Origin of the sequence: Paenibacillus gallinarum, from assembly GCF_014836635.1 — a bacterium.
Lineage (GTDB): Bacteria > Bacillota > Bacilli > Paenibacillales > Paenibacillaceae > Paenibacillus > Paenibacillus gallinarum.
The window spans coordinates 130,606-152,666 of record NZ_JACSQL010000007.1 but is presented as its reverse complement, the minus strand read 5'-3'; the positions used below and the strand labels follow the sequence as shown (position 1 = coordinate 152,666).

The following is a 22,061-nucleotide window of genomic DNA, read 5'->3' as shown; positions in this document are numbered from 1 at the left end:
GCCTTGATTTATTGCGAAGGACTCGTGAAAATATATAAAACGGCCGAACTTGAAGTCGTTGCGCTTCAAGGACTCGATATGACGATAGAAGATGGCGAGTTAATGGCAATCATCGGCAATTCAGGCAGCGGTAAGTCTACGCTGCTCAATATGCTTGGCGGGCTCGATAAGCCTTCAGCAGGCAAGTTATTTGTAGATGGTAAAGACATGCTTTCTTTTACAGAGAAAGATTTAAAGGTTTATAAACGAGAGACGGTAGGGTTCGTATGGCAAAATAATTCACGTAACCTGATTCCGTATTTATCAGCCATAGAGAATGTTGAACTGCCGATGCTGCTGCACGGCAAGCGGAGCCGGGCGCGTGCAATAGAACTGCTTACCGCGGTTGGACTGGAGAAGCGGATGAAAAACCGCTTAAGCGAGCTGTCAGGTGGTGAACAGCAGCGGGTAGCAATCGCCATTGCACTTGCTAATAACCCGCGTTTACTGCTGGCAGATGAGCCTACCGGGTCACTTGATACGACTACATCGGACCAAGTGCTGGATCTATTTCGCTCGCTTAACCGTTCAACGGGTCTAACGGTCGTCATTGTTACGCATGATCCGCACTTAGCCCAGAAGGTAGATCGGGTCGTGCAAATTCGTGATGGTAAGACATCAGCAGAAATGATTCGGCGGACCTCTTATTCGGAAGAACTTGCTATATTGGATGCAGAGGAAAAGCAAAAGATGTCAGACAGTCATATTGAATATGCTGTTATTGACAAGGCGGGGAGGCTTCAGATCCCAGCGGGGTACCTCGATGCAGAAGAATTTAAGGACAGTAATAAAGTTCGTGTTGAAATGGAGGAGGGGCGGATTGTTCTTTACCCTCCTAAAGAGACAAAATTGTCTGGTTAAATCAGGAAAGAGGTATGGTTCCTAATGGTACTTTGATATCTGCGAAAATAGCCGCTTACTTAAAGATAAGTAAGCGGCTATTTTGTATGGAGACAGGCAGGGTTCAACCATTTTTACGCGGTGACCATTTTCATTTTTCGATATTCGTTGGCACTCACACCCGTGTATAACTTGAATTTTTTATAAAACCAATCCATTTCATAATATCCGACTTCATTTGCAATTTCATATACTTTCATTTCGGTCTTTTCAAGGAGCAGCTTCGCTTTTTCCATGCGTTGCTGCAACAAATAGGCATTAAAGGTCATATTCTCGTGATATTTAAATTTTTGTCCGAGATACGAATAGTTAAAATGTAAAGAACTCGATATTTCCTTTAAGGTGATATTCTGTCCAAGAGATTCTGTCACATATTCTTTCACTTTATCAATAACGGATTCTTCTGAATCATCCGCTATATCATAATTCGCCCCCTCATTTTCCGTTTTTAATACATCTAATTTTCGATTCATGAGCTGTAGACATGTTGTCATATCTTCACTAGAAACAGGGGCAGGTAAATAGTCGCTGACCTGATATTGCATTGCTTTTCGGGCAAGCTGAAAGTCAGTACTATCGCTAATGAGAATTATGGGAACGGGACTTATTGTACGTACATGCTTGCATAGTGTAATCCCTTGTTCAGGGCATTTTACAATATCGATCATCAGCAGAGAATAACATTTCGATTTGAGGAGAGATAAAGCAGAATCGGGTTCATTCGTGTAATCTTCTATAGTAAATCCCAGATTACTCCAATCAAAGGTATCTTGCCTATTGGCATCCCAATGATGATGTAAATCAACGAACAGGATCTTAAACATAATCATAGTCCCCCCATGTAATTATTTATGAATCATGTGATCCTCTCTATCTAAAAATGATTACGCTTTCATTATGTGAAAATAAAAGAAAGTTCTCAATGTGCATATCTTTATTTATCTAACTTTTGTTTACTTCTTCTTACATTACGAATGGCCGCTGCATGGGTACCTATATTTTGAGGGGTATTAAAACACGTATATCGCAGGTTGTTTGCCTTATTATGTAAGCGCTACACTTTGATTGTGCTCACAAATCAAGAGGGGGATTGAATCATGCGGATCAGTAAAATGATCATTGTGTTGTTCATGATAATGGTGTTGCTTGTAGCTTGTAGCAGCGGTTCAGGCAACGAGAAAGAGGCCAACACGGATGTTACACCAACGGAAAATGTCGGCGAGGTAAACAGTGGCGAGGATGCAGTTGACAACACAGATGAGGAGGGTGTATACAGCACCCCGGAAATGGATTTTGATATGGGTGGCAGAACAATCAAAATTGTTTCGTGGTGGGATATGACGATCGGTGAGGATAACCCAGATAATATTCAGCGTAAGAAAAACCTCGAGGCATTAATGGAAAAGCATAATTTTAAAGTTGAGTATGTGGCTGTTGATTATGGTGAGTATCAAGAAAAGGTGACAGCGTCGCTGCTTGCAGGCGAGCCTCTTGGAGATATTGTTCGTCTTGGTAAGACTTATGCGGTTCCGACTCTGGTTAAACAGGATTTGCTTTGGCCTATCGATGAATATACGAAGAACCCTGTTGCCTTTAATCAAAAGGTAACGAATGAATACTACACTTACGAAGGCAGAGGGTACGGATTTACTGAGAATCAGGCAAATCTAGTTGTGGGGATTTTTTACAACCGCACTCTTATGAACCAACTCGGTATTAAACCGCTTCAAGATTACGTAAATGAAGACAATTGGAATTGGGATACTTTTATTCAAGTTGCTAAAGAGGCGAACAGAGATACGAATAACGATGGCAAGCTGGATACATGGGGTTTGGCAAATAATTCTCTTTTAGAGCAAGCTTTGTATTCAAATAATACTTCACTTACCAAAGGCGAAAAACAGAATCTGGATGATCCTGCGACAGTGGAGGCTCTTAACTTTGTTAACCGTATCGCTAATGAGCAAGTCGCAAGACCAACAGAGGGTGGAGACTGGACTGAACCAGGTCAGTTTGTTCGTCAAGGAAATACTTTAATGTACGCCGGTGCACTACATGAACTTAACGGTTTGAAAACGGATATGCCTGACTATGATTTAGGCTTCGTCCCTTTCCCTAAAGGACCAAGTGCAACCGAGTACCATTCTGCAGAGGCACTTTTTCAAGCACTTACCATTCCAAAATCTGTAGAGAATCCGGAGCAGTTAATGTATATATGGGAAAAGATTAACGATATCGATTCCGCATATGATTACCCAGATCAAAGTTCATATGAAACCGTATTCTCAAATGAAGAAGATCTGAACAATGCAAAAATGGTTGCACCGAATATGATCGTGCTCGATCATCATACGTTTCCAAATCTGAAATTTTATGATTTTCAAGGAGAGCTGAATAGCGGAGTTTCTGTCTCAACCGTAATTGAGAAGTACAAAGCAACTTTTCAAGCAGCGATTGACGAAGTATACGGCAATTAAACGTTAGATATTGATCCCTACCAGCCCCTTTAAGCTTAGTTTAGAGGGGCTGTGGATCAATTTATTACGTCATGCAGCTGGAGGGGAGAAAGCGTTGAACATCCAAAAGAAACGATGGGCCATTTCATTGCTCGTTTGTAGTTTATGCGCCGTATTTATAGGCTCTTTTTATCCTTTGAAATCCATCATGGCCAGCGAAAAGATGGAACCGATTTCTGATTTTGAAGCGGTCGTGAGTTCTGACGATGAAAACGGTTATTCCGCATACCTGGAACGTCATACTCGTGCGGCAAGACCTGACCGTGTAATCCGAATTGAAGGGGAAAGTTATGCAAACGCTACGGGCGGCGAATTCGAAATAGCAGACCATCCATATGAACTTGATGGAACTGCTGTCTTAACACCGGAAGAAGGAATGATATCCTGGTCTGTGCCTATTGAGGAAGCAGGTTTATATAACGTCAGAGTACATTACTATCCAATCGAAGGAAAAAGTTCGGCTATTGAGAGGCAATTAGAGATTAACGGAGAGATTCCGTTCAAGGGTGCGGAAATTCTTTTATTTGACCGAATCTGGGGAAATAAAATGGATGAAATTCAGCAGGATGATCGAAATAATGATCTTCGTCCAAGACAAGTTGAAAAACCTTCATGGCAACATGGAACTTTAACGGATCGAGAAGGTTATTATGACGAACCGTTTTCGTTTTATTTTGAATCCGGTGAACAAGAAATTTCTTTAACCGCATTAAGAGAACCGATGGCGATTGATTATATCGAATTGTATCAGCAGTCAGGACAGAAAACGTATGAACAGGTAAGCAGTGAATATGCCTCCGCTGGACTAACGCCAGTAAAGGAACAATACATGCTGATTCAAGCTGAGGATGCGGCCTATAAGTCTTCCCCAACTTTAGCCCCGATATCAGACCGCTCGAGTCCAACCGTAATTCCATATGATGTATCTAAAATCCGAATCAATTCGATCGGCGGTACGAACTGGAAACTCCCAGGTCAATGGATTGAATGGGAAATCGAAGTTCCTGAGGACGGATTGTATCAGATTGCGCTGAAGGAAAAACAGGATCAGCTTCGCGGAATATATGCTACAAGAAGCTTAATGATTGATGGGGAATACCCATTTCAAGAAATGAAACGAATTCGATTCAAATTTCATCGTGATTGGCAGATGAACGTCCTTGGTGGAGATGAGCCTTATTTATTCCACTTAACAAAAGGGAAACACCACATTCGTATGACGGTATCCCTTGGTGAAATTGCTCCGCTGCTGAGAACGATTGAATCAAGTGTGCTGGAACTGAATGAGATGTACCGAAAAATACTGATGATTACGTCGAATACACCGGATCCTTATCGTGATTATCAACTCCAGAAGCGGATCCCAGATATGATAGAAGTATTCGAACAGCAAGCAGAGACGATTCAAAATGTAGCAGATTATCTAGAGAAAGTGACAGGAGAAAAGAGTGATAAGGTTGCTATTCTTTATGCGATGGTATATCAGCTGAAAGAAATGGTGCAGCGTCCTGAGACCGTAGCTCAGCGGCTGGATTCATTCAAAATCAATGTCGGCGGACTTGGAACATGGATTTTGACCGTACGCGAACAACCGCTTTCTCTTGATTATATGGTTGTTTCGTCACCTGACACCAAATTGCCAAGAGCGGAAGCTACTTTTTTTGAAGAAATAAAACACGAGATTGGTGCTTATATCGCTTCCTATACGGAGGATTACGACAGCATCGGTAATATTGCTGAAGGTAACCGTTCCCTTGATGTATGGGTAACCACCGGACGAGATCAGGCTCAGGTGCTGAAGGCATTAATCGATGATACGTTCACTCCGGAGACGGACATCTCTGTAAATCTTAGACTTGTTCCTTCCAACATCTTGCTGCCGGCTACTCTTGCAGATGAAGGACCGGACATTGCGATGCAGATTGGTGAAGACCTCCCAGTGAATTATGCAATGCGGGGAGCTGCTGCGGATCTAACTCAATTTGAAGATTATGAAGATGTTGCAGCGCGGTTTCGTGAAAGTGGACTAACGCCGTATATGTACGATGAAGGGGTATATGCACTCCCAGAGCAACAGACATTCCCTATGTTGTTTTATCGCAAAGACATTTTGAAAGAACTGGAACTTGAGCCTCCAAAAACTTGGAAAGACATATACAATATGATCTCCGTGCTTCAAAAACATAATATGGAATTCTACTTACCTCTGGAATCATCGAATGCAAGTCTTGTGCCTAATGCGACTTTTTCGATGCTCTTGTACCAAAATGGAGGGGAATTCTATCAAGATAACGGGATGCGCAGCACGCTTGATTCCGATATTTCGATGGATGCATTTAAAAAATGGACGCAATTCTATACCAGTTATAAGTTCCCGTTACAAGCGGATTTCCCTAACCGATTCCGGACAGGTGAAATGCCAATCGGTATTGCCGATTACACCACCTACAATATGCTGACCGTTATGGCGCCTGAAATAAAAGGACTTTGGGATTTCACGATAGTACCCGGATCTGAACTTGCAGATGGATCGGTAAACCACGAGGTAGCAAGTCATACAACAGGAGTTATGATGCTGAATAATGCCGACGATAAAGAATCAGCCTGGGAATTTATGAAATGGTGGACAAATAAAGATGTTCAAATTAGTTACGGCAGAGAGATGGAAGGACTGATGGGAGAGGCGGCAAGGTACCCGACGGCCAATACAGAAGCATTGGAAGAACTTCCTTGGCCTGTGAAGGATTATAACAATCTGGAAAGTCAGTGGAAATGGGTACAAGGGATTCCGCAAGTACCTGGCGGTTATTTTACAGGCAGGCATCTGGATAATGCCTTCCGTAAAGTAGTGAACGCGAATCAGAATCCACGGGAAGCATTCTCAGATTATATCCTTTACATCAATGATGAAATCGAGATCAAGCGAAAGGAATTTAATTTGCCTTACGAATAAGGGGGTGGGGAAAAGGTGCAGACAAAGACGAATGTTCAACCAATAAAAGAAGCCGTCCATCCAATACGGCCAAGCCGAATGTTTCGAATCAAAAAAGAATTTCATCGAAGCAAACATTTTTACTTGTTAATGAGTCCATACATGATCATCTTTTTCTTATTTACGGTAATACCTGTCGCATTGTCATTTGGTCTCAGTTTTTTCTATTTCAACATGTTGGAGTTTCCGCGATTTGTCGGTTGGCAGAACTACGCCAGACTGTTTTTGAACGATGATATCTTCATGATTGCCTTAAAGAACACATTACTGTTTGCTGTCATAACAGGTCCAGTCAGTTATATAGCCTGTTTTATATTTGCATGGATCATTAATGAGTTATCACCTAAGGTCCGAGCGTTCATGACTCTCATTTTTTATGCGCCTTCGATTTCTGGGAATGTGTTCTTTATATGGCTCATCATTTTTTCTGGAGATAGTTACGGTTATTTAAATGGGTTCCTAATGAAAGCCGGATTTATTCTAGAACCAATTCAGTGGCTGCTTGATGAGAAGTATATTCTTGCCATTGTAATGATCGTTCAGTTATGGCTCAGTCTAGGCACGAGTTTCCTCGCGTTTATTGCGGGGCTGCAGACGATTGACAAAACGCTCGTTGAAGCGGGAGCAGTAGACGGTATTAAGAATCGGTGGCAGGAATTGTGGTACATTACCCTGCCTTCGATGAAACCTCAACTGATGTTTGGGGCGGTCATGCAAATCACAGCTTCCTTTGCTGTTGCAGATATTTCCATTGCACTAGCAGGCTTCCCAAGTGTTAACTATGCAGCTCATACCGTCGTGACGCATTTGATGGACTATGGCACCATCCGGTTTGAGATGGGTTATGCTTCAGCGATCGCAACCGTTCTGTTCTTCTTAATGATTGGCTCCAACAAGCTGACACAGAGACTCCTTAGAAAGGTGGGAGAGTAAACGTGGTATTAAAAATGAAGAATATTTTTCGGACACCGAAGAAACTCAATCGTTCCTTACCTGTCAACATTATGTTGTTCATCATCCTGGCACTATTTGGTGCATTCATGGCATTACCGCTTATTTATGCCATCAATAACGCATTTAAACCGCTGGATGAGTTGTTCATTTTTCCACCGCGTTTCTTTGTAATCAATCCAACGATGGATAATTTCTATGACTTGGTGTCCTTAATGGGAAATTCGTGGGTACCTTTAACAAGGTATATCGCTAATACACTACTGATTACCATTATTGGCACAGTGGGTCATATTTTACTCGCTTCTGCTGCTGCTTATCCGCTGGCGAAGCACCGATTTTTCGGTTCGAAAATATTGTTTTCCATCGTTATTCTATCTTTGATGTTCTCTGCACATGTTACATCCATTCCCAATTACATGGTTATGTCATGGCTTGGCTGGATTAATACACATGCATCCATCATTATTCCATCTCTTGCTTTTCCGCTTGGCTTGTTCTTAATGAAGCAGTTCATGGAACAAATTCCGGATGCTCTTATTGAAGCAGCAAAGATTGACGGAGCAAGTGAATATCGTATTTTTTGGAGTATCATCATGCCGAATGTGAAGCCTGCATGGCTTACACTTATGATTTTGCAATTTCCAGCACTATGGGGATCAGACGGAGGAAGTTTTATCTACAGCGAAAATTTGAAGACACTTCATTATGCACTCGGTCAGATTATACAAGGCGGTATTGCCAGAGCAGGTGTCGGAGCAGCCGTTGCACTGCTGCTGATGATAGTTCCAATTACGCTCTTCATTATTTCCCAGAGCAGTGTTATGCAGACAATGGCGACATCAGGTATGAAGGATTAGAAGGGAGCCTTGCACGATGCGGAAGACGAAATCGAAAGGAAAGAAGCTGCTCCTATCAGCAATCTGCTTCATGCTTGGTGTTACGCTGGGCGGGGGAGTAATAAATGCAGCTGGTGATGGAGCTTCTTATAATTATTCTTTTTGGGGAGAGACCGTTGAAGCGCCTGCAGCCTATCAGGCAACCGAGTTGTATACCGGATCTGATCTTGGCGTAGGACCTTTAAAAGAACCGAGTGATCTGCATGTATCGAGTGATCAGCAGATTTATGTACTTGATTCAGGTAACAACCGAGTTGTTGTACTAAACAATCGTTTCACCGATGCGGTTACGATCACCTCTTTCGATCATGATGGAGTGGAGGATACCTTTTCCAATCCTCAAGGGTTATTCGTTACAGATCAGAATCATGTAATCATAGCGGATACAGGAAATAACCGAATTGTTCATCTGGACCAGGATTTTCGATTAGTGAAAGTGATTGGGGCACCAGAGTCCGATTTGCTGCAAGCGAATTTTCAGTTTCAGCCCGTACGTGTTGTAATGGATAATGCACAGCGATTATATGTCATGTCGACGGGTGTATTTGACGGATTTATGGAATTTAATGCCGAGGGAGTATTCACTTCTTTTATTGGAGCAAACCGAGTGAAAATCGATCCTATCGATTATTTTTGGAAGCGAATCTCCACACAAGCTCAGCGTAGTCAGATGATCATGTACACACCTACGGAATTTACGAATCTTGACATTGATAATGAAGGTTTTATCTATGCGACCAACGGGGATCAGTGGGGAGACAATATTAAAAAACTGAACGCACAAGGCAATGATATCTTGCGGCGAACCGGTTATTTCAACCCCCAAGGCGATATTAATTATACGGTAGATGCGGGTCCTTCCCGATTGATTGATATTGAAGTTTCCGATAGTGAAATGTATAGCGTGCTAGATTCGAAGCGCGGAAGAATTTTCACATATAACGGGGATGGACATTTAATGTACATCTTTGGCGGTATCGGTAACCTGCTTGGTGAATTTAAAACACCGACAGCGATCGAACGTGTAGGTGATGAATTTATCGTGCTTGATAAAGCATTGGGTGAGATCACTTTATTCCGTACGACTGCTTATGGAAGAACACTTAATGAAGCTGTACGCAGCTATTATAGTGGTGATGAAGAGAAAGCTTTTGAGTTATTTAATGAAACGATAAATATGAACGCAAATTTAGAATTTGCTTACTCTGGAATCGGTAAAGCGCTGCTTCGGCAAGGGGATTATAAAGATGCAATGAGTTATTTTGATCGAAGTATGGATCTGGCTAATTACTCCAAGTCGTTCCTGCTTTACCGCAAAGAATTGTTACGAGATTATTTCGGTACGATCATGACTTTACTCGTCGTGACTGTAGTGACCTTCATGGGAACTCGTATTTACCGAAAATCTGTGCGGAGAAAAAGAGGTGTGTCTGCTTGAATAAAGAACTCGTAACATTCCCGTTCCAGCTCATCGTACACCCATTTAACGGATTTTGGGATTTGAAATATGAACAAAGCCAGAAAAAGAATTTGATTATCTCTTACTTCATTCTGTTTTTTCTGGTGATTACGAATATTTTAAGCACACAGTACAGTGGTATTTTGGTCAATTTGTATAATCCAAAGGACATGAATAGTCTTTTGGAAGTCGTATATATCATTGTTCCGGTACTATTTTGGTGCGTTGCCAACTGGTCACTGACTACGCTTATGGATGGAGAAGGAAAATTTGTTGAAATCTTTACATCGACATGTTATGCCTTACTCCCCCTTGTTATCATTAACTTTCCTTGGATTTGGCTGAGTAACATTATTTCCTTACAAGAAGCCACTTTTTATTATTTTTCCAATGCGCTTGCTATCCTATGGTTTCTATTCCTGCTATTCGTAGGGAACATGACCGTACATCAATTTACTCCTGCAAAAACAATTGGCATTATGCTGCTAACGGTTGTTGCAATGGGGTTTATGGCCTTTATCGGTATGCTGTTTTTCAGTCTGGTTCAGCAAATTGTGGCCTTCATATCCGTCATCTATCAAGAACTGGTTATGAGGAGTTAGGGAAGGAGGGAGAGAGATGAATATGAATTCCAAAAAAGCACTTATTGGTATAGGCCTCGTTTGCTGCCTGCTTCTTAGCAGTTGTTCAGGTACGAATTCCGCTGATCTGGTCAGCGCAAATCAAACGGAGACCGAGACGAAAATATTTGATCAGGGTAAGCCGCTGATAGCTGCCTTCACCGATTCCCGCGCAGCGAATATGAAGGGAGTTGCCGAAAATGATGCATTAAGATTGCTTGTAGACGATCAGTCTGGATCGGTGGCGGTCATTCATAAAACCAGTGGTGAAATTTGGTACAGCAATCCTTCTGACCGAGATACGGATCCTTTGGCCGCCGGTGTTAATAAAAGTGAGTTATCTGCGCAGCTGAAGCTTCAATATTACAATTCATTTGGTCAAGTGAATGCGGTTAACTCGTATACAGATGCAGTGATGCATAAGCAAGTTAATTTTGAACCGATTGAGAATGGAGTAAGAATAAATTATCAATTCGGGACAAGTGCCAAGTCAGCTGAGGATATGCCCCAAAAGATAAGTAAAACGCGCTATGAAGGGCTTCTCGCTAAATTAGATAAAACAAATCAGCGGGCACTTATGCTGGTATACACGGAAGAAAGTGATAACGGAGTTTATGTCCGTAATGATGGTGCATTGAAAGGTCTTCAGCTCGAACGAGCACTCAAAGCATTTGAAGAGGCAGGGTATACGGAAGAAGAGCTTGCCATCGATATTGAAGAAAACAACTTAGATCAAACCAAACCAGAACCTCGATTGTTTCTTGCTACTATTGAGTACACGCTAGACGGTGACAGCCTTGTAGCAAGAGTACCTGCGGATCGAATTGAATATCCAGCAAAGTATCCTCTCGGAACGCTGTCCCTTCTTAGTTACTTTGGAGCAGGAAGTTCACAGGAGGAAGGTTCTCTATTCGTACCGGACGGATCGGGTGCGCTCATTCATTTTAACAATGGAAAAACGCAGTATCCTGCTTATCAACAGCCGGTCTATGGTACAGATAAAACCATGGATCGCACGGAAGATGCGTTAAGTACGGAAGCCATAAGATTACCGGTATTCGGCATTTTGCGGGAAAACTCTGCATTCCTCGGTATTATTGAAGAAGGAGCACCCGCAGCGACGGTTAATGCGGATATTAGCGGCAAGGTAAACAGTTACAACTATGTATACCCAAGCTTTACCGTACTGAATAAGAGAGACTTAACCTTGGATGCGAACGGACAACAACGATCCATTCCTTCATTTCAAGAGCGTCCGATGGCGACCGACTTTACTATTCGGTATGCGTTCCTTGGCGGCAATCAAGCCTCCTATTCAGGAATGGCAGCTTATTATCAACAATATCTAGATCAGAACAATGGTCTTCCACAAAAAGAACAATCCGAACAGAATTCGGACAATATTCCGTTTTATCTTCAACTGATTGGCAGTATTTCAAAACAAAAGCATTTTGCCGGTATTCCTTATCAGGCCTTAGAACCTTTAACTACGTTCGAGCAAGCTAAAGACATTATTACTGAATTACAAGAACGTGAAATCCGTGATATTAAGCTGAGATATGCAGGATGGTTTAACGAAGGACTCAATCATAAGGTACCCGATAAAATCTCGGTTGATCAGGCAATTGGCGGGAAGGCAGGAATGAAATCATTCGCTTTGTTTGCAAAAGAGCAGAACATTTCATTATTTCCGGACGTCGCCGTTTTAATGGCCAATTCAGATTCTAGCTTTAATAAAGCAAAAGAAGCGTCAAGAACGCTGAAAGGGGATCCTGCAACGCTGTATCCTCTCGATGTAGCTATGGGGCGCCGAGATTCCAGCAGACTACCTTCGTCCATTATTTCTCCAAAGACAGCAAATGCATATATGGACGACTTACTAAAGGAATTTCAGAAATATGACACAGGCGGTATCTCACTCAGAGATCTGGCAGATGTACTTAATAGTGATTTTCGTAAAAATAAACTGATTGATCGGATAGAATCTGAGCAGTTATCCATACAATCGCTTGAAAAAGTAAAAGAATCGGGGATCGATGTTTTGGCAGAGGGCGGAAATGCTTATACACTTCCATACCTTACGGACATTATGAACGCACCGATGACGAGCAGTAAGTTTAAGATTGAAGACGAAGAAATTCCATTCTATCAAATGGTCGTGCGTGGATACATCGATTACACCGGCGATCCTTATAATCTATCAACGTACACTGATGTGAAGCCATATATTTTAAAAAGTTTGGAATATGGGGCTAATGTATATTTTGAATGGATTCACGAACCTAACTACAAAGTAAAAGATTCAGAAGATAGTCATTTATATGCCGTGAATTACAAACTATGGATCGATGAGGCTTCCGATATCTACCGTGAAGTCAATGCAATCCTGAAGAACGTGAAGAATGAAAGCATTACTCATCATGAGAAACTTGCTGACGGTGTGTTTCGGACAGAATATGAGAATGGCTTATTTATTATTGTGAATTATAATCGCTCTGCCGTTACATTCGACGGGCGAACAATCGAAGCCGAGAGTTATGTGACGGGTGGTGCAGATTTATGAAGACCTTAATGAAACTTGGATTGAAAGAACGAACTTACGCACAACAAAAAGCATTTTGGGGATTCATCTATGTCTTGCCATGGGCATTGGGTTTCATTTTCTTCTTTTTGGTCCCGTTGTTATCTTCACTCAGATACAGTTTCAGCAATGTAGAAGCAAATTCATCGGGGATCTCCATAACGTTTGCTGGAATGAAGAATTATATCGAAGCAGTAACGGTCAATACGAGCTTTAACCGTACATTGACGGAAGCGATCATTAATATGGTGGTCAATGTGCCGCTGATTGTCATCTTCAGCTTGTTCCTAGCAGTTCTCTTGAATCAGAAATTTGCTTTACGTTCGGTAGCCAGATCGGTTTTTTTCTTACCAGTAATTTTGTCTTCCGGTATCATTCTGAGTTTAGAGAGCTCAAGTCTGGTTCAAGCGATCAATGATCAAAGTCAGAGCTCAGGTATCCTAAGAGGGTTTAGCAGTTTTGAACTTTCGAATATGATGCTTCAGGCGGGTGTCAGTGAAACCATCGTTGATTATTTGACGGGAGCTGTGGACCGAATTTATCAGATTGTCAGCCAATCCGGAGTTCAGATCCTCATTTTTCTGGCAGCCATTCAGACCATATCGCCCCAGTTGTACGAAGCATCGAAGATCGAGGGTGCTACAGGATATGAAGCTTTTTGGAAAATTACATTTCCCATGGTTAGTCCGATCATCCTGGTAAATATGATTTATACAATTATCGATTCCTTCTCTCGTAATGCGCTTACGGATCTAATTCGTAACACGGGTTTCGTGAATTTCAATTTTGGTCTTAGCTCGGCAATGGCTTGGATTTATTTTGTGGCGATAGCCATTATCCTGTTGATCAGCACGTATCTCGTATCTAGAAAAGTCTTTTATCAGGATTAGGAAGAAGGTGGGTAAGGATGATCTTTTCCCGGTTTATATCACTCGACAATTGGAAGAAATGGTTATGGGTAATCGTCCGGTTTACACTAATTATAGGATTGTCATTTGTCATTTTGTTTCCGATACTTCAAAAAATATCAACGGCAATTAAGCATCAGAACGACTTGTATTCCCCAATTGTGGTGTGGATCCCACAGAATTTCACGCTTGATAATTTCATTAATGCCATTCAGATTATGGATTATTGGGAGACCTTACTGAATACATTCGCATTATCCGCAACCACGACGATTCTGACAGCGATTTCATGTGCATTTGCTGGGTATGGTTTTGCCCGTCTGAAGTTTAAGGGAAGCAATCTGTTATTTGCTGGAGTGATCTTGACGATCCTCGTTCCGCCGACAACGATTCTAATTCCTATCTATCTAAACTTAAAAGATTTTAATCTTATGGGGATTATTCCATTATTTACAGGTGGAAAATCTATTAATTTGCTTAACACGTATTGGCCGTTTATTTTGACATCAGTAACAGCAAATTCACTTAAGGCTGGATTATACATCTTTATTTTCCGTCAGTTCTTTAGAGGTGTTCCTAAAGAGGTGGAAGAAGCGGCCTATATCGATGGTGCAGGTGTAGGTAAAACATTTATTCGAATCATGTTACCAAATGCCGTTCCCGCTATTGTTACGACACTTCTGTTCTCTTTTGTTTGGCAGTGGAATGATAGCTTCTTTACAACAACGTATTTGACTTCAAGCAAGGTCATGTCGACCCAATTGTCTTCACTGCCTTATAATCTGGCAATCGAACTCTCAGGAGGCGATGCTTCAAAAGCGGATCCATTCTACTTGAGTATGGTGCAGGATACGGGCATTCTGCTTGCGATTTTACCGCTTATTATCATTTATTTATTCGTTCAGCGTTACTTTGTTGAAAGTATTGAACGAACAGGTATTGTCGGATAGTTCAATAAAATCATTTCGAAAGAAAGCGTCTTGCCACTCTAAGAGCTTGTGCAAGGCGCTTTTACTTGTTCAGAACCACGGGTGTAAATAAATAATCATTCTTATGTGGAGGGTGCTATGTCCTATTATGATCAGATTCCGAAGTATATTTCGGAGCAATTAACGGGAGAAGTGCTGTTTAGCGCAAAAACGGACCTGCTTCGAAGCGGTAGTTTTGGTGAGCAATGGATTGTAGTGACAGACGATGTGATCTACTTGTGGGGAACGGGGGATTTACCGGAACAAATCATATCTTTGTCAGAAATCAGTAAAGCGAGAACCGCAAAAGGAATCGGCGGAGGTACACTGCTTGTTGATACGAAGGAAGGACCTATTGCAATTGGTAGGTACACAGCTGAACTTTCATCCATATTTGGTTTCGCAGCGAAGCTGATTGAAGCGCTTGTTAAAGAAGAGACGATCCCGATGATTTCAGAGAAAGATCTGCCGCGGCACTGTCCAACATGCGAATTCCCACTTAGCGAGGGGACACAGGTTTGCCAGTTTTGTATGAATAAAGGTCAGGCAGCTGCAAGAATACTCCGTTACGCGAAACCCTATCGATTAAGGATGGCTATAGCGGCTATTTTGCTAATCCTTACAACACTTGTAGAACTAGCACCGCCATATCTAATAAAACTAATTATTGACGATGTGCTTCAGCCGAAGGCTGCGGTCTCGACACTTCTCTTTTTCGTATTAGCGCTCGGAACAACAACCATTATGATGACCTTAATGCAAACCGTCCGTGGTTATATCGGCATTTGGGTTGGCTCGAAGCTGATGGGCGATATTCGTAATGATATTTATAGTTCTCTTATGAGGTTGTCACTCGCCTATTTTGATAGAAGACAAACCTCCCAGTTTATCGGCCGAGTTAATAGTGATGCAGAATCCATGCGCCAGTTCATGACAGATGGTGTGATGTATGTCAGTGGCGAGATGCTGCGGATCGCAGCGATTTGCGTCATTATTTTCAGTTTGGATTGGCAACTGTCCTTGCTCGCTTTGCTGCCCGTTCCTTTCATCATTATTGTATCTGTTACCATCTGGCCTAAGATTGGCCGAAGGTTATACCAGCAGTGGCGATCCATTTTCCGTCTTAACACGATGGTTGGAGAATCCATGCAAGGTATCCGGGTGGTGAAAGCATTTGGACGTGAAAATGAAGAGATGACACGTTATGATCATGCCAATCTGGAAGTTGTTCGAAATAATATTAAAACGGAAGGACTTTGGCAGTTTATTTTTCCTGCTTTCCAGCTCATAGCTGGAGTGGGGACACTGCTGATTTGGTATTACGGAGGGGGAAAGGTCCTCGGAAACGAAATTCAGCTAGGTGTACTTTTGGCGCTCGTTGCTTATCTTGGGATGTTATTCGGGCCGCTGCAATGGATCAGCCAGATGGTAAGCTGGGCGAGCAATGCATTCACGGCAGCTCATCGTATATTTGAGATTATGGATACACCGTCTGAAGTACCTGAAGCCAGTAATCCCGTACCGATAAAAACGATCATAGGCGACGTAGATTTTGAACAAGTGACCTATGGTTATGAAAAGCATCATCCTGTACTAAAAGACGTAAGCTTACAAGTGAAAGCTGGAGAGATGATTGGACTAGTCGGTCATTCAGGTGCAGGAAAGTCAACATTTATTAACTTAATATGCCGGTTCTATGATACGGACGAAGGAACGATACGTATTGACGGTGTACCCATTCGGCAGATTAGTCAGCATGATCTTCGAAGACAGATCGGCGTCGTATTACAGGAAACTTTTTTGTTCGATGGCTCAATTTCAGATAATATCGCCTATTCCAAACAAGATGCAACGCCTGAAGAAGTCATGCGTGCGGCAAAAATCGCAAACGCACATGATTTTGTTGTTAGATTGCCAGATGGCTACGATACAAGAGTAGGAGAAAGAGGACATAAGCTGTCTGGCGGAGAAAAACAGCGGATCGCGATCGCACGAGCAATTATTCATGATCCGCGAATCCTTATTTTAGACGAAGCTACGGCCTCTGTTGATACAGAGACGGAAAGACAAATTCAAGAAGCAATCAATCGACTCGTGCAAGGCAGAACTACGTTTGCTATTGCTCACCGTCTGTCAACACTGCGAAATGCTGATCGACTGGTCGTCCTGGACCGAGGCAAGATTGCCGAAGTCGGAACACATGAGCAGCTGCTCAACCAACCGGATGGGGTATACCGAAAATTAGTCGATGCACAGAAAGAAATGTCACAGATTAGGGGAGTGGGCGTGAATGGCTGAACATTATGATATTCGGCTGCTAAGACAGCAGGATATTAACCTCTCGAGAAACAAGGGAGGGGTCATACAGGGGACGGTGAATGAGAAATATTACGATGAACTTATCGTCTATCGCTGTTTCCCATTTCAATATGATTCTTCCTATATCTCCATCCGAAATGCTGAGGACGAAGAACTTGGTATTGTCCGCGAGATTGAGGAGCTGGACAAGGAAAGTGCGTGCGTACTGAAAGAAGAGCTTGAACTTCGTTACTTCTTGCCAAAAGTGACACGCATAGACAGTGTGAAAAACAAATCCGGTTTATGGCTATGGGAGTTACAAACGAACTTAGGACCGACTCGAATGGTGATGCGAAATCTCCATGAACATCTTCTATATCCAGGAGAAGGCTGGATTATTATAACAGATATGAATGGAAAACGATGTGAAATCAAGGATTGGCGGATGTTAGATTCTCACAGCCAGAAACAGCTTCAAGAAATCATCTAATCCTCATGATGAAAGGGGTACGAATCGATGAATGGAACGCTGAAACTTTGGTATGAAAAAGCTGCGGATAGCTGGAACGAAGCATTGCCGATCGGAAGCGGAAAGCTCGGAGCTATGATCTTCGGACGGACTCGCGTGGAACGAATCCAATTGAATGAAGATTCCGTATGGTCTGGAGGACCAATGGACCGTAACAATTCCGATGCGCTCCATCATCTTCCGAAGATTCGCGAGTTGCTTCATGAGGGACGTCTTAGCGAAGCTGAGAAACTGGCTGCGATGTCCTTACCCGGAACGCCGGAGAGCCAGCGCCACTATGAACCGCTGGGTGATCTTACTATCGAATTTGGTCATGATGAATCGGAAGTTGTCAATTACCGGAGAGAGCTTGACCTTGAGCACAGTATATCTACCGTACATTATGAATGGCGTGGCATACGTTACGAAAGAGAGCATTTGGCGAGTTTTCCTGATGAGGTCATTGCCGTGCGAATCAAAGCTGATCAAACAAGAGCGGTATCGTTCAGACTCCGGTTTACACGGGGACGACAAAGATTCATTGATAGTCTACATACGGAAGCAGAAGGCCGGCTTATCATGAAAGCCGGCACCGGAGGTCCGGACGGAATTCAAATATGTTCAGTCGTCGAAGTACAGATCAGCGGGGGAGAGGTCAGGAAATGCGGGGAGTTTCTTCTCGTCGATCAAGCAGATGAAGCGGTCATTCTCGTCTCAGCTGGAACAACCTATCGATATGAGAACCCAGAATCCTATTGTCGGAATACGGTGAGAGAAGCGAAACAGAAAGGTTTTGAACAACTGCGGCTAATGCACATTGCTGACTATCAACGTTTGTTCAAGCGAGTCTCCCTAACGTTTGCCAAAGCAGGTGAACCTGCTGACAACCGGCCTACGGATGTGCGAATGGCTGCACTTCAGCAAGGAATGGAGGATCTTGGTTTAGTAGAGCTCTATTTTCAATACGGGCGCTACTTGCTTATTTCAAGTAGTAGACCGGGTTCATTGCCTGCCAATTTGCAAGGGGTCTGGAATGAACATTTTACGCCGCCATGGGATTCCAAATATACGATTAACATTAATACTCAAATGAATTACTGGCCGGCAGAAATGTGCAATCTAGCTGAATGTCACGAGCCTTTATTTGATTTGATAGAGAAGATGCGTCCAAATGGAAGGGTGACAGCGCGCCAAATGTACGGCTGCGGTGGATTTGTTGCTCATCATAATACGGATCTGTGGGGAGATACGGCACCTCAAGACATTTGGATATCTTCGACGATCTGGCCTATGGGAGCGGCGTGGTTATGTCTCCATCTATGGGAGCATTATCGCTATACATTAGACCGAGCTTTTCTCTTAAAATCATATGAAACAATGAAGGAGTCAGCGGTCTTCTTTCTGGATTATCTGACAGAAACTTCGGATGGAAAGCTAGTGACATCCCCATCTGTCTCGCCAGAAAACAAATATCGTCTACCAAGTGGTGAGACAGGTGCACTATGTATCGCCCCTTCCATGGACAGCCAAATCCTTGACCATTTATTTGGGGCGTGTATTGAAGCAACTGAGCTGCTAGATATCGATCATGCACTGCGTGAACGGTTTCGTAACGTGCGATCATGTCTGCCTCAGCCGGAAATCGGTCGTCACGGACAGCTGCAGGAATGGATGGAAGACTATGAAGAAGTGGAGCCTGGTCACCGGCATATCTCTCATCTATTTGCACTTCATCCCGGCTCCAGGATCACTCCGGGAAGTACGCCAGAATGGTCTGAGGCCGCTCGTGCGACGTTACATCGCAGGCTTTCTTTTGGTGGAGGACATACGGGATGGAGCCGGGCTTGGATCATCAATATGTGGGCAAGACTCCGCGATGGAGAGGAAGCTTATCGTAATATTTCCGCCCTATTACGTGATTCAACACTGCCGAATCTGCTTGATAACCATCCCCCATTTCAAATTGACGGGAACTTTGGCGGGACAGCCGGTATTGCGGAGATGTTACTGCAAAGCCATGAAGGGATCATTGATTTGCTTCCTGCCTTGCCGCAAGCATGGACATCAGGAACGGTTTCCGGTCTGCGGGCACGGGGAGGATTCGAAGTTACTATTCAATGGAAAGACACCATTCTTCTGCAGGCTGTCATCCGTACAAAATTCAGCGCAGTATGCCGAGTTCGAAGTGAAGGACATCATTTAACGGTTAGGACAGAAACGGGGACAAACATCGAAACGGTAAGGATGGGAGATGTGATTCGTTTCGATACACTGGCAAATGAAACCTATCTTATTGGGATAGAAGATCATAGCAATTAAAAAAACCTGTGAAAGTATGGATCTCACTCATTTGTGCTTAGAAATACTACCGTTTAACAGGTTGTTGTAAATAATAGCAAAAGCTAAGCTTTTGAGGAGAACAATCCACCTACTGCGCCAGTCATCCAATTCTGAATGAGTATAGAGGGGGTCAGCAAAATTGGCAGATCAGACAGTCGATCAGAAAGTAGCCATACCAAAGCTCCATGAGGTTTATAGAGAACTGTTTCACATTGGAGCGGCTGTTAATCCGATGTCATTAATTACACAAAAAGATCTGTTGTCACAGCACTTCAATAGTGTAACAGCAGAGAATGAAATGAAATTTGAAAGAGTTCAGCCAGAGGAGGGAAGGTATACATTTGAAAAAGCAGATCAGCTAGTTGCTTTTGCAATGGAGAACAACATGGCAGTCAGAGGTCATACCCTTGTGTGGCATAATCAAACTCCGGATTGGGTATTCGAGAATCATTCGGGAGGCAGAGCTGACCGGGAAACCTTACTCACAAGAATGAAATCTCACATCGATGAGGTAGTTGGACGCTACAAAGGAAGTATTTATGCCTGGGATGTTGTAAACGAAGCCGTATCAGACAGTGGCGAACAAATACTGCGTAAGTCTAAATGGCTTGATATGATCGGTGAAGACTTTATTGCAAAAGCATTCGAATATGCACATAAAGCGGACCCGGATGCGCTCTTGTTCTATAACGATTACAACGAATCTGTACCTGAAAAGCGAGAAAAAATATATACACTTGTTAAGTCGCTGATAGAACAAGGGGTTCCAATTCATGGCGTTGGTCTGCAAGCACACTGGAACCTGTTACATCCGACGCTGGATCACATAAGGGAAGCAATTGAACGATATGCGAGTCTCGGAATGAAGCTTCATATTACGGAAATGGACGTCTCTCTATTTGCTCATGAAGATAAGAGGACGGATCTCACTGCACCAACGGAAGAGATGCTTGAACTTCAAGCTGAGCGTTATGCACAATTCTTCCGATTATTTAAGGAGTACAGTGATCACATCACTTCCGTTACTTTTTGGGGCGCCGCGGATGATTACACCTGGCTGGATCATTTTCCTGTCCGTAATCGTAAAAACTGGCCGTTTCTCTTTGATACACAGCATAATCCGAAAGCTTCCTATTGGGATGTAATTGATGCTGTGCAATCCTAAGATAATAGGATAGGGATTACAAGATAGACGGATAAAAGACTTGTGAATATTGCTGAATTTTAATGATATCTATTCATGAAAGGAGCGAATATATGGCTGTAATGCAAATCAACTTCTTTTCGAAGTGTATGAAAAGAGAGGTGACTTTCAATGCATTGTTGCCACTTGATCAAACGTCAGAGGAGAATTCGGGTTCAAAAGAGAACATAAAGGGTCTGAAATCCTTGTATTTACTTCATGGTTATTGCGGAAGCCATACGGATTGGCTTAGTTATTCGAGGATACGAGAACTTTCCGAACGACATCATGTGGCCGTGTTTATGCCTGCGGGAGAGAATAAGTTCTATCTCGATAATGAAGAGAGAGAAGAATGGCTTGGGGAATATATTGGACGTGAACTCGTACAATTTACTCGGCGTATGTTCCCGATATCATCTGAGCGAGAGGATACCTTTATCGGCGGGCTATCAATGGGCGGATATGGTGCCATACGTAATGGACTGAAGTATGCTGAGCATTTTGGAGGGATTATTGCCTTATCGTCAGCGTTGTTGCCATACTCATTACCTGATATGCGACCAGACGTTCACAATGGAATCGCTAGTTACGATTATTACAAAAGTGTATTTGGCGATCTCAGTCTTGTTCTTGGAAGTGATAAAGATCCGGAGGAGCTGATCCGCTGTCTTAAAAAAGAAGAGTTAGATATACCGCGAATGTACTTGGCTTGTGGAACGGAAGATTTTTTACTTCATGTCAACCAGCGGTTGCATCAATTTTTATTGAGCGAAGATGTCGATCATACATATGTCGAAACTTCAGGTGCTCATACATGGGATTTTTGGAATGACTATATAGCTGATGCGTTGAAATGGGCTATAGAATCAAGAAATGAAAGCGCTATATCTTGAGGTTGT

General features: G+C 42.7%; 16 protein-coding genes. 15 read left to right on the top strand and 1 reads right to left on the bottom strand.

Annotation, left to right across the window (positions count from 1 at the left end):
- Positions 1-3 precede the first annotated feature (3 nt).
- Positions 4-900, top strand: coding sequence for an ABC transporter ATP-binding protein (locus H9647_RS15755; RefSeq protein ID WP_191801648.1), 897 nt, complete (start codon positions 4-6; stop codon positions 898-900).
- 113 nt (positions 901-1,013) lie between these two features.
- On the opposite strand, the gene H9647_RS15750 is transcribed toward H9647_RS15755, so the two are convergent.
- Positions 1,014-1,763: a response regulator transcription factor gene (locus tag H9647_RS15750; protein WP_191801645.1), complete on the bottom strand. Its 750-nt coding sequence runs from the start codon at positions 1,761-1,763 to the stop codon at positions 1,014-1,016.
- A gap of 273 nt (positions 1,764-2,036) precedes the next feature.
- Here H9647_RS15750 and H9647_RS15745 point away from each other — a divergent pair, with 273 nt between their 5' ends.
- From H9647_RS15745 to H9647_RS15680, 14 genes are all read left to right on the top strand, one after another.
- Entirely contained in the window at positions 2,037-3,416 is a 1,380-nt protein-coding gene (locus H9647_RS15745; protein ID WP_191801643.1) for an ABC transporter substrate-binding protein, read from the top strand.
- A gap of 94 nt (positions 3,417-3,510) precedes the next feature.
- The gene (locus H9647_RS15740; RefSeq protein WP_191801634.1) at positions 3,511-6,408 is read left to right on the top strand and encodes an extracellular solute-binding protein; all 2,898 of its coding nucleotides are present in this window, start codon (positions 3,511-3,513) and stop codon (positions 6,406-6,408) included.
- 78 nt (positions 6,409-6,486) lie between these two features.
- Positions 6,487-7,380 carry a carbohydrate ABC transporter permease gene (locus H9647_RS15735; RefSeq protein ID WP_191801827.1) on the top strand — a complete coding sequence of 298 codons (894 nt, stop codon included), beginning with the start codon at positions 6,487-6,489 and terminating at the stop codon, positions 7,378-7,380.
- A gap of 14 nt (positions 7,381-7,394) precedes the next feature.
- Positions 7,395-8,258 (top strand): carbohydrate ABC transporter permease, encoded by an 864-nt coding sequence (locus tag H9647_RS15730; RefSeq protein ID WP_191801632.1) that lies wholly within the window; start codon positions 7,395-7,397, stop codon positions 8,256-8,258.
- A gap of 16 nt (positions 8,259-8,274) precedes the next feature.
- Positions 8,275-9,735 carry a hypothetical protein gene (locus tag H9647_RS15725; protein ID WP_191801630.1) on the top strand — a complete coding sequence of 487 codons (1,461 nt, stop codon included), beginning with the start codon at positions 8,275-8,277 and terminating at the stop codon, positions 9,733-9,735.
- Positions 9,732-10,358 (top strand): YIP1 family protein, encoded by a 627-nt coding sequence (locus H9647_RS15720; RefSeq protein ID WP_191801628.1) that lies wholly within the window; start codon positions 9,732-9,734, stop codon positions 10,356-10,358. Before H9647_RS15725 ends, H9647_RS15720 begins: the two co-directional genes overlap by 4 nt.
- Positions 10,359-10,374: 16 nt before the next feature.
- Positions 10,375-12,939: a DUF5696 domain-containing protein gene (locus H9647_RS15715; protein ID WP_225229332.1), complete on the top strand. Its 2,565-nt coding sequence runs from the start codon at positions 10,375-10,377 to the stop codon at positions 12,937-12,939.
- Positions 12,936-13,847: a carbohydrate ABC transporter permease gene (locus H9647_RS15710; RefSeq protein ID WP_191801626.1), complete on the top strand. Its 912-nt coding sequence runs from the start codon at positions 12,936-12,938 to the stop codon at positions 13,845-13,847. The genes H9647_RS15715 and H9647_RS15710 overlap by 4 nt, the downstream gene beginning before the upstream one ends.
- 17 nt (positions 13,848-13,864) lie before the next feature.
- Positions 13,865-14,815 (top strand): carbohydrate ABC transporter permease, encoded by a 951-nt coding sequence (locus H9647_RS15705; protein ID WP_191801624.1) that lies wholly within the window; start codon positions 13,865-13,867, stop codon positions 14,813-14,815.
- A gap of 117 nt (positions 14,816-14,932) precedes the next feature.
- Complete coding sequence (locus H9647_RS15700) at positions 14,933-17,131, top strand: ABC transporter ATP-binding protein (RefSeq protein WP_191801622.1); 2,199 nt, start codon at positions 14,933-14,935, stop codon at positions 17,129-17,131.
- A complete protein-coding gene (locus tag H9647_RS15695) occupies positions 17,124-17,621 on the top strand; it encodes a DUF1854 domain-containing protein (RefSeq protein WP_191801620.1) in 498 nt (165 codons plus the stop codon). The genes H9647_RS15700 and H9647_RS15695 overlap by 8 nt, the downstream gene beginning before the upstream one ends.
- Before the next feature lie 27 nt (positions 17,622-17,648).
- Positions 17,649-19,958 (top strand): glycoside hydrolase family 95 protein, encoded by a 2,310-nt coding sequence (locus tag H9647_RS15690; RefSeq protein WP_191801618.1) that lies wholly within the window; start codon positions 17,649-17,651, stop codon positions 19,956-19,958.
- Between the two features lie 160 nt (positions 19,959-20,118).
- Positions 20,119-21,144 carry an endo-1,4-beta-xylanase gene (locus H9647_RS15685; RefSeq protein WP_225229331.1) on the top strand — a complete coding sequence of 342 codons (1,026 nt, stop codon included), beginning with the start codon at positions 20,119-20,121 and terminating at the stop codon, positions 21,142-21,144.
- 92 nt (positions 21,145-21,236) lie between these two features.
- Positions 21,237-22,055, top strand: coding sequence for an alpha/beta hydrolase (locus tag H9647_RS15680; protein ID WP_191801616.1), 819 nt, complete (start codon positions 21,237-21,239; stop codon positions 22,053-22,055).
- Positions 22,056-22,061: the final 6 nt, after the last annotated feature.

Excerpts from the sequence above, each read along its gene's own strand:
- H9647_RS15710 (WP_191801626.1), top strand. The coding sequence starts at position 12,936 with ATGAAGACCTTAATGAAACTTGGATTGAAAGAACGAACTTACGCACAA.
- H9647_RS15705 (WP_191801624.1), top strand. The coding sequence starts at position 13,865 with ATGATCTTTTCCCGGTTTATATCACTCGACAATTGGAAGAAATGGTTA.
- H9647_RS15690 (WP_191801618.1), top strand. The coding sequence starts at position 17,649 with ATGAATGGAACGCTGAAACTTTGGTATGAAAAAGCTGCGGATAGCTGG.
- H9647_RS15750 (WP_191801645.1), bottom strand. The coding sequence starts at position 1,763 with ATGTTTAAGATCCTGTTCGTTGATTTACATCATCATTGGGATGCCAAT.
- H9647_RS15715 (WP_225229332.1), top strand. The coding sequence starts at position 10,375 with ATGAATATGAATTCCAAAAAAGCACTTATTGGTATAGGCCTCGTTTGC.
- H9647_RS15695 (WP_191801620.1), top strand. The coding sequence starts at position 17,124 with ATGGCTGAACATTATGATATTCGGCTGCTAAGACAGCAGGATATTAAC.
- H9647_RS15680 (WP_191801616.1), top strand. The coding sequence starts at position 21,237 with ATGGCTGTAATGCAAATCAACTTCTTTTCGAAGTGTATGAAAAGAGAG.
- H9647_RS15700 (WP_191801622.1), top strand. The coding sequence starts at position 14,933 with ATGTCCTATTATGATCAGATTCCGAAGTATATTTCGGAGCAATTAACG.
- H9647_RS15745 (WP_191801643.1), top strand. The coding sequence starts at position 2,037 with ATGCGGATCAGTAAAATGATCATTGTGTTGTTCATGATAATGGTGTTG.
- H9647_RS15725 (WP_191801630.1), top strand. The coding sequence starts at position 8,275 with ATGCGGAAGACGAAATCGAAAGGAAAGAAGCTGCTCCTATCAGCAATC.
- H9647_RS15730 (WP_191801632.1), top strand. The coding sequence starts at position 7,395 with ATGAAGAATATTTTTCGGACACCGAAGAAACTCAATCGTTCCTTACCT.
- H9647_RS15735 (WP_191801827.1), top strand. The coding sequence starts at position 6,487 with ATGTTTCGAATCAAAAAAGAATTTCATCGAAGCAAACATTTTTACTTG.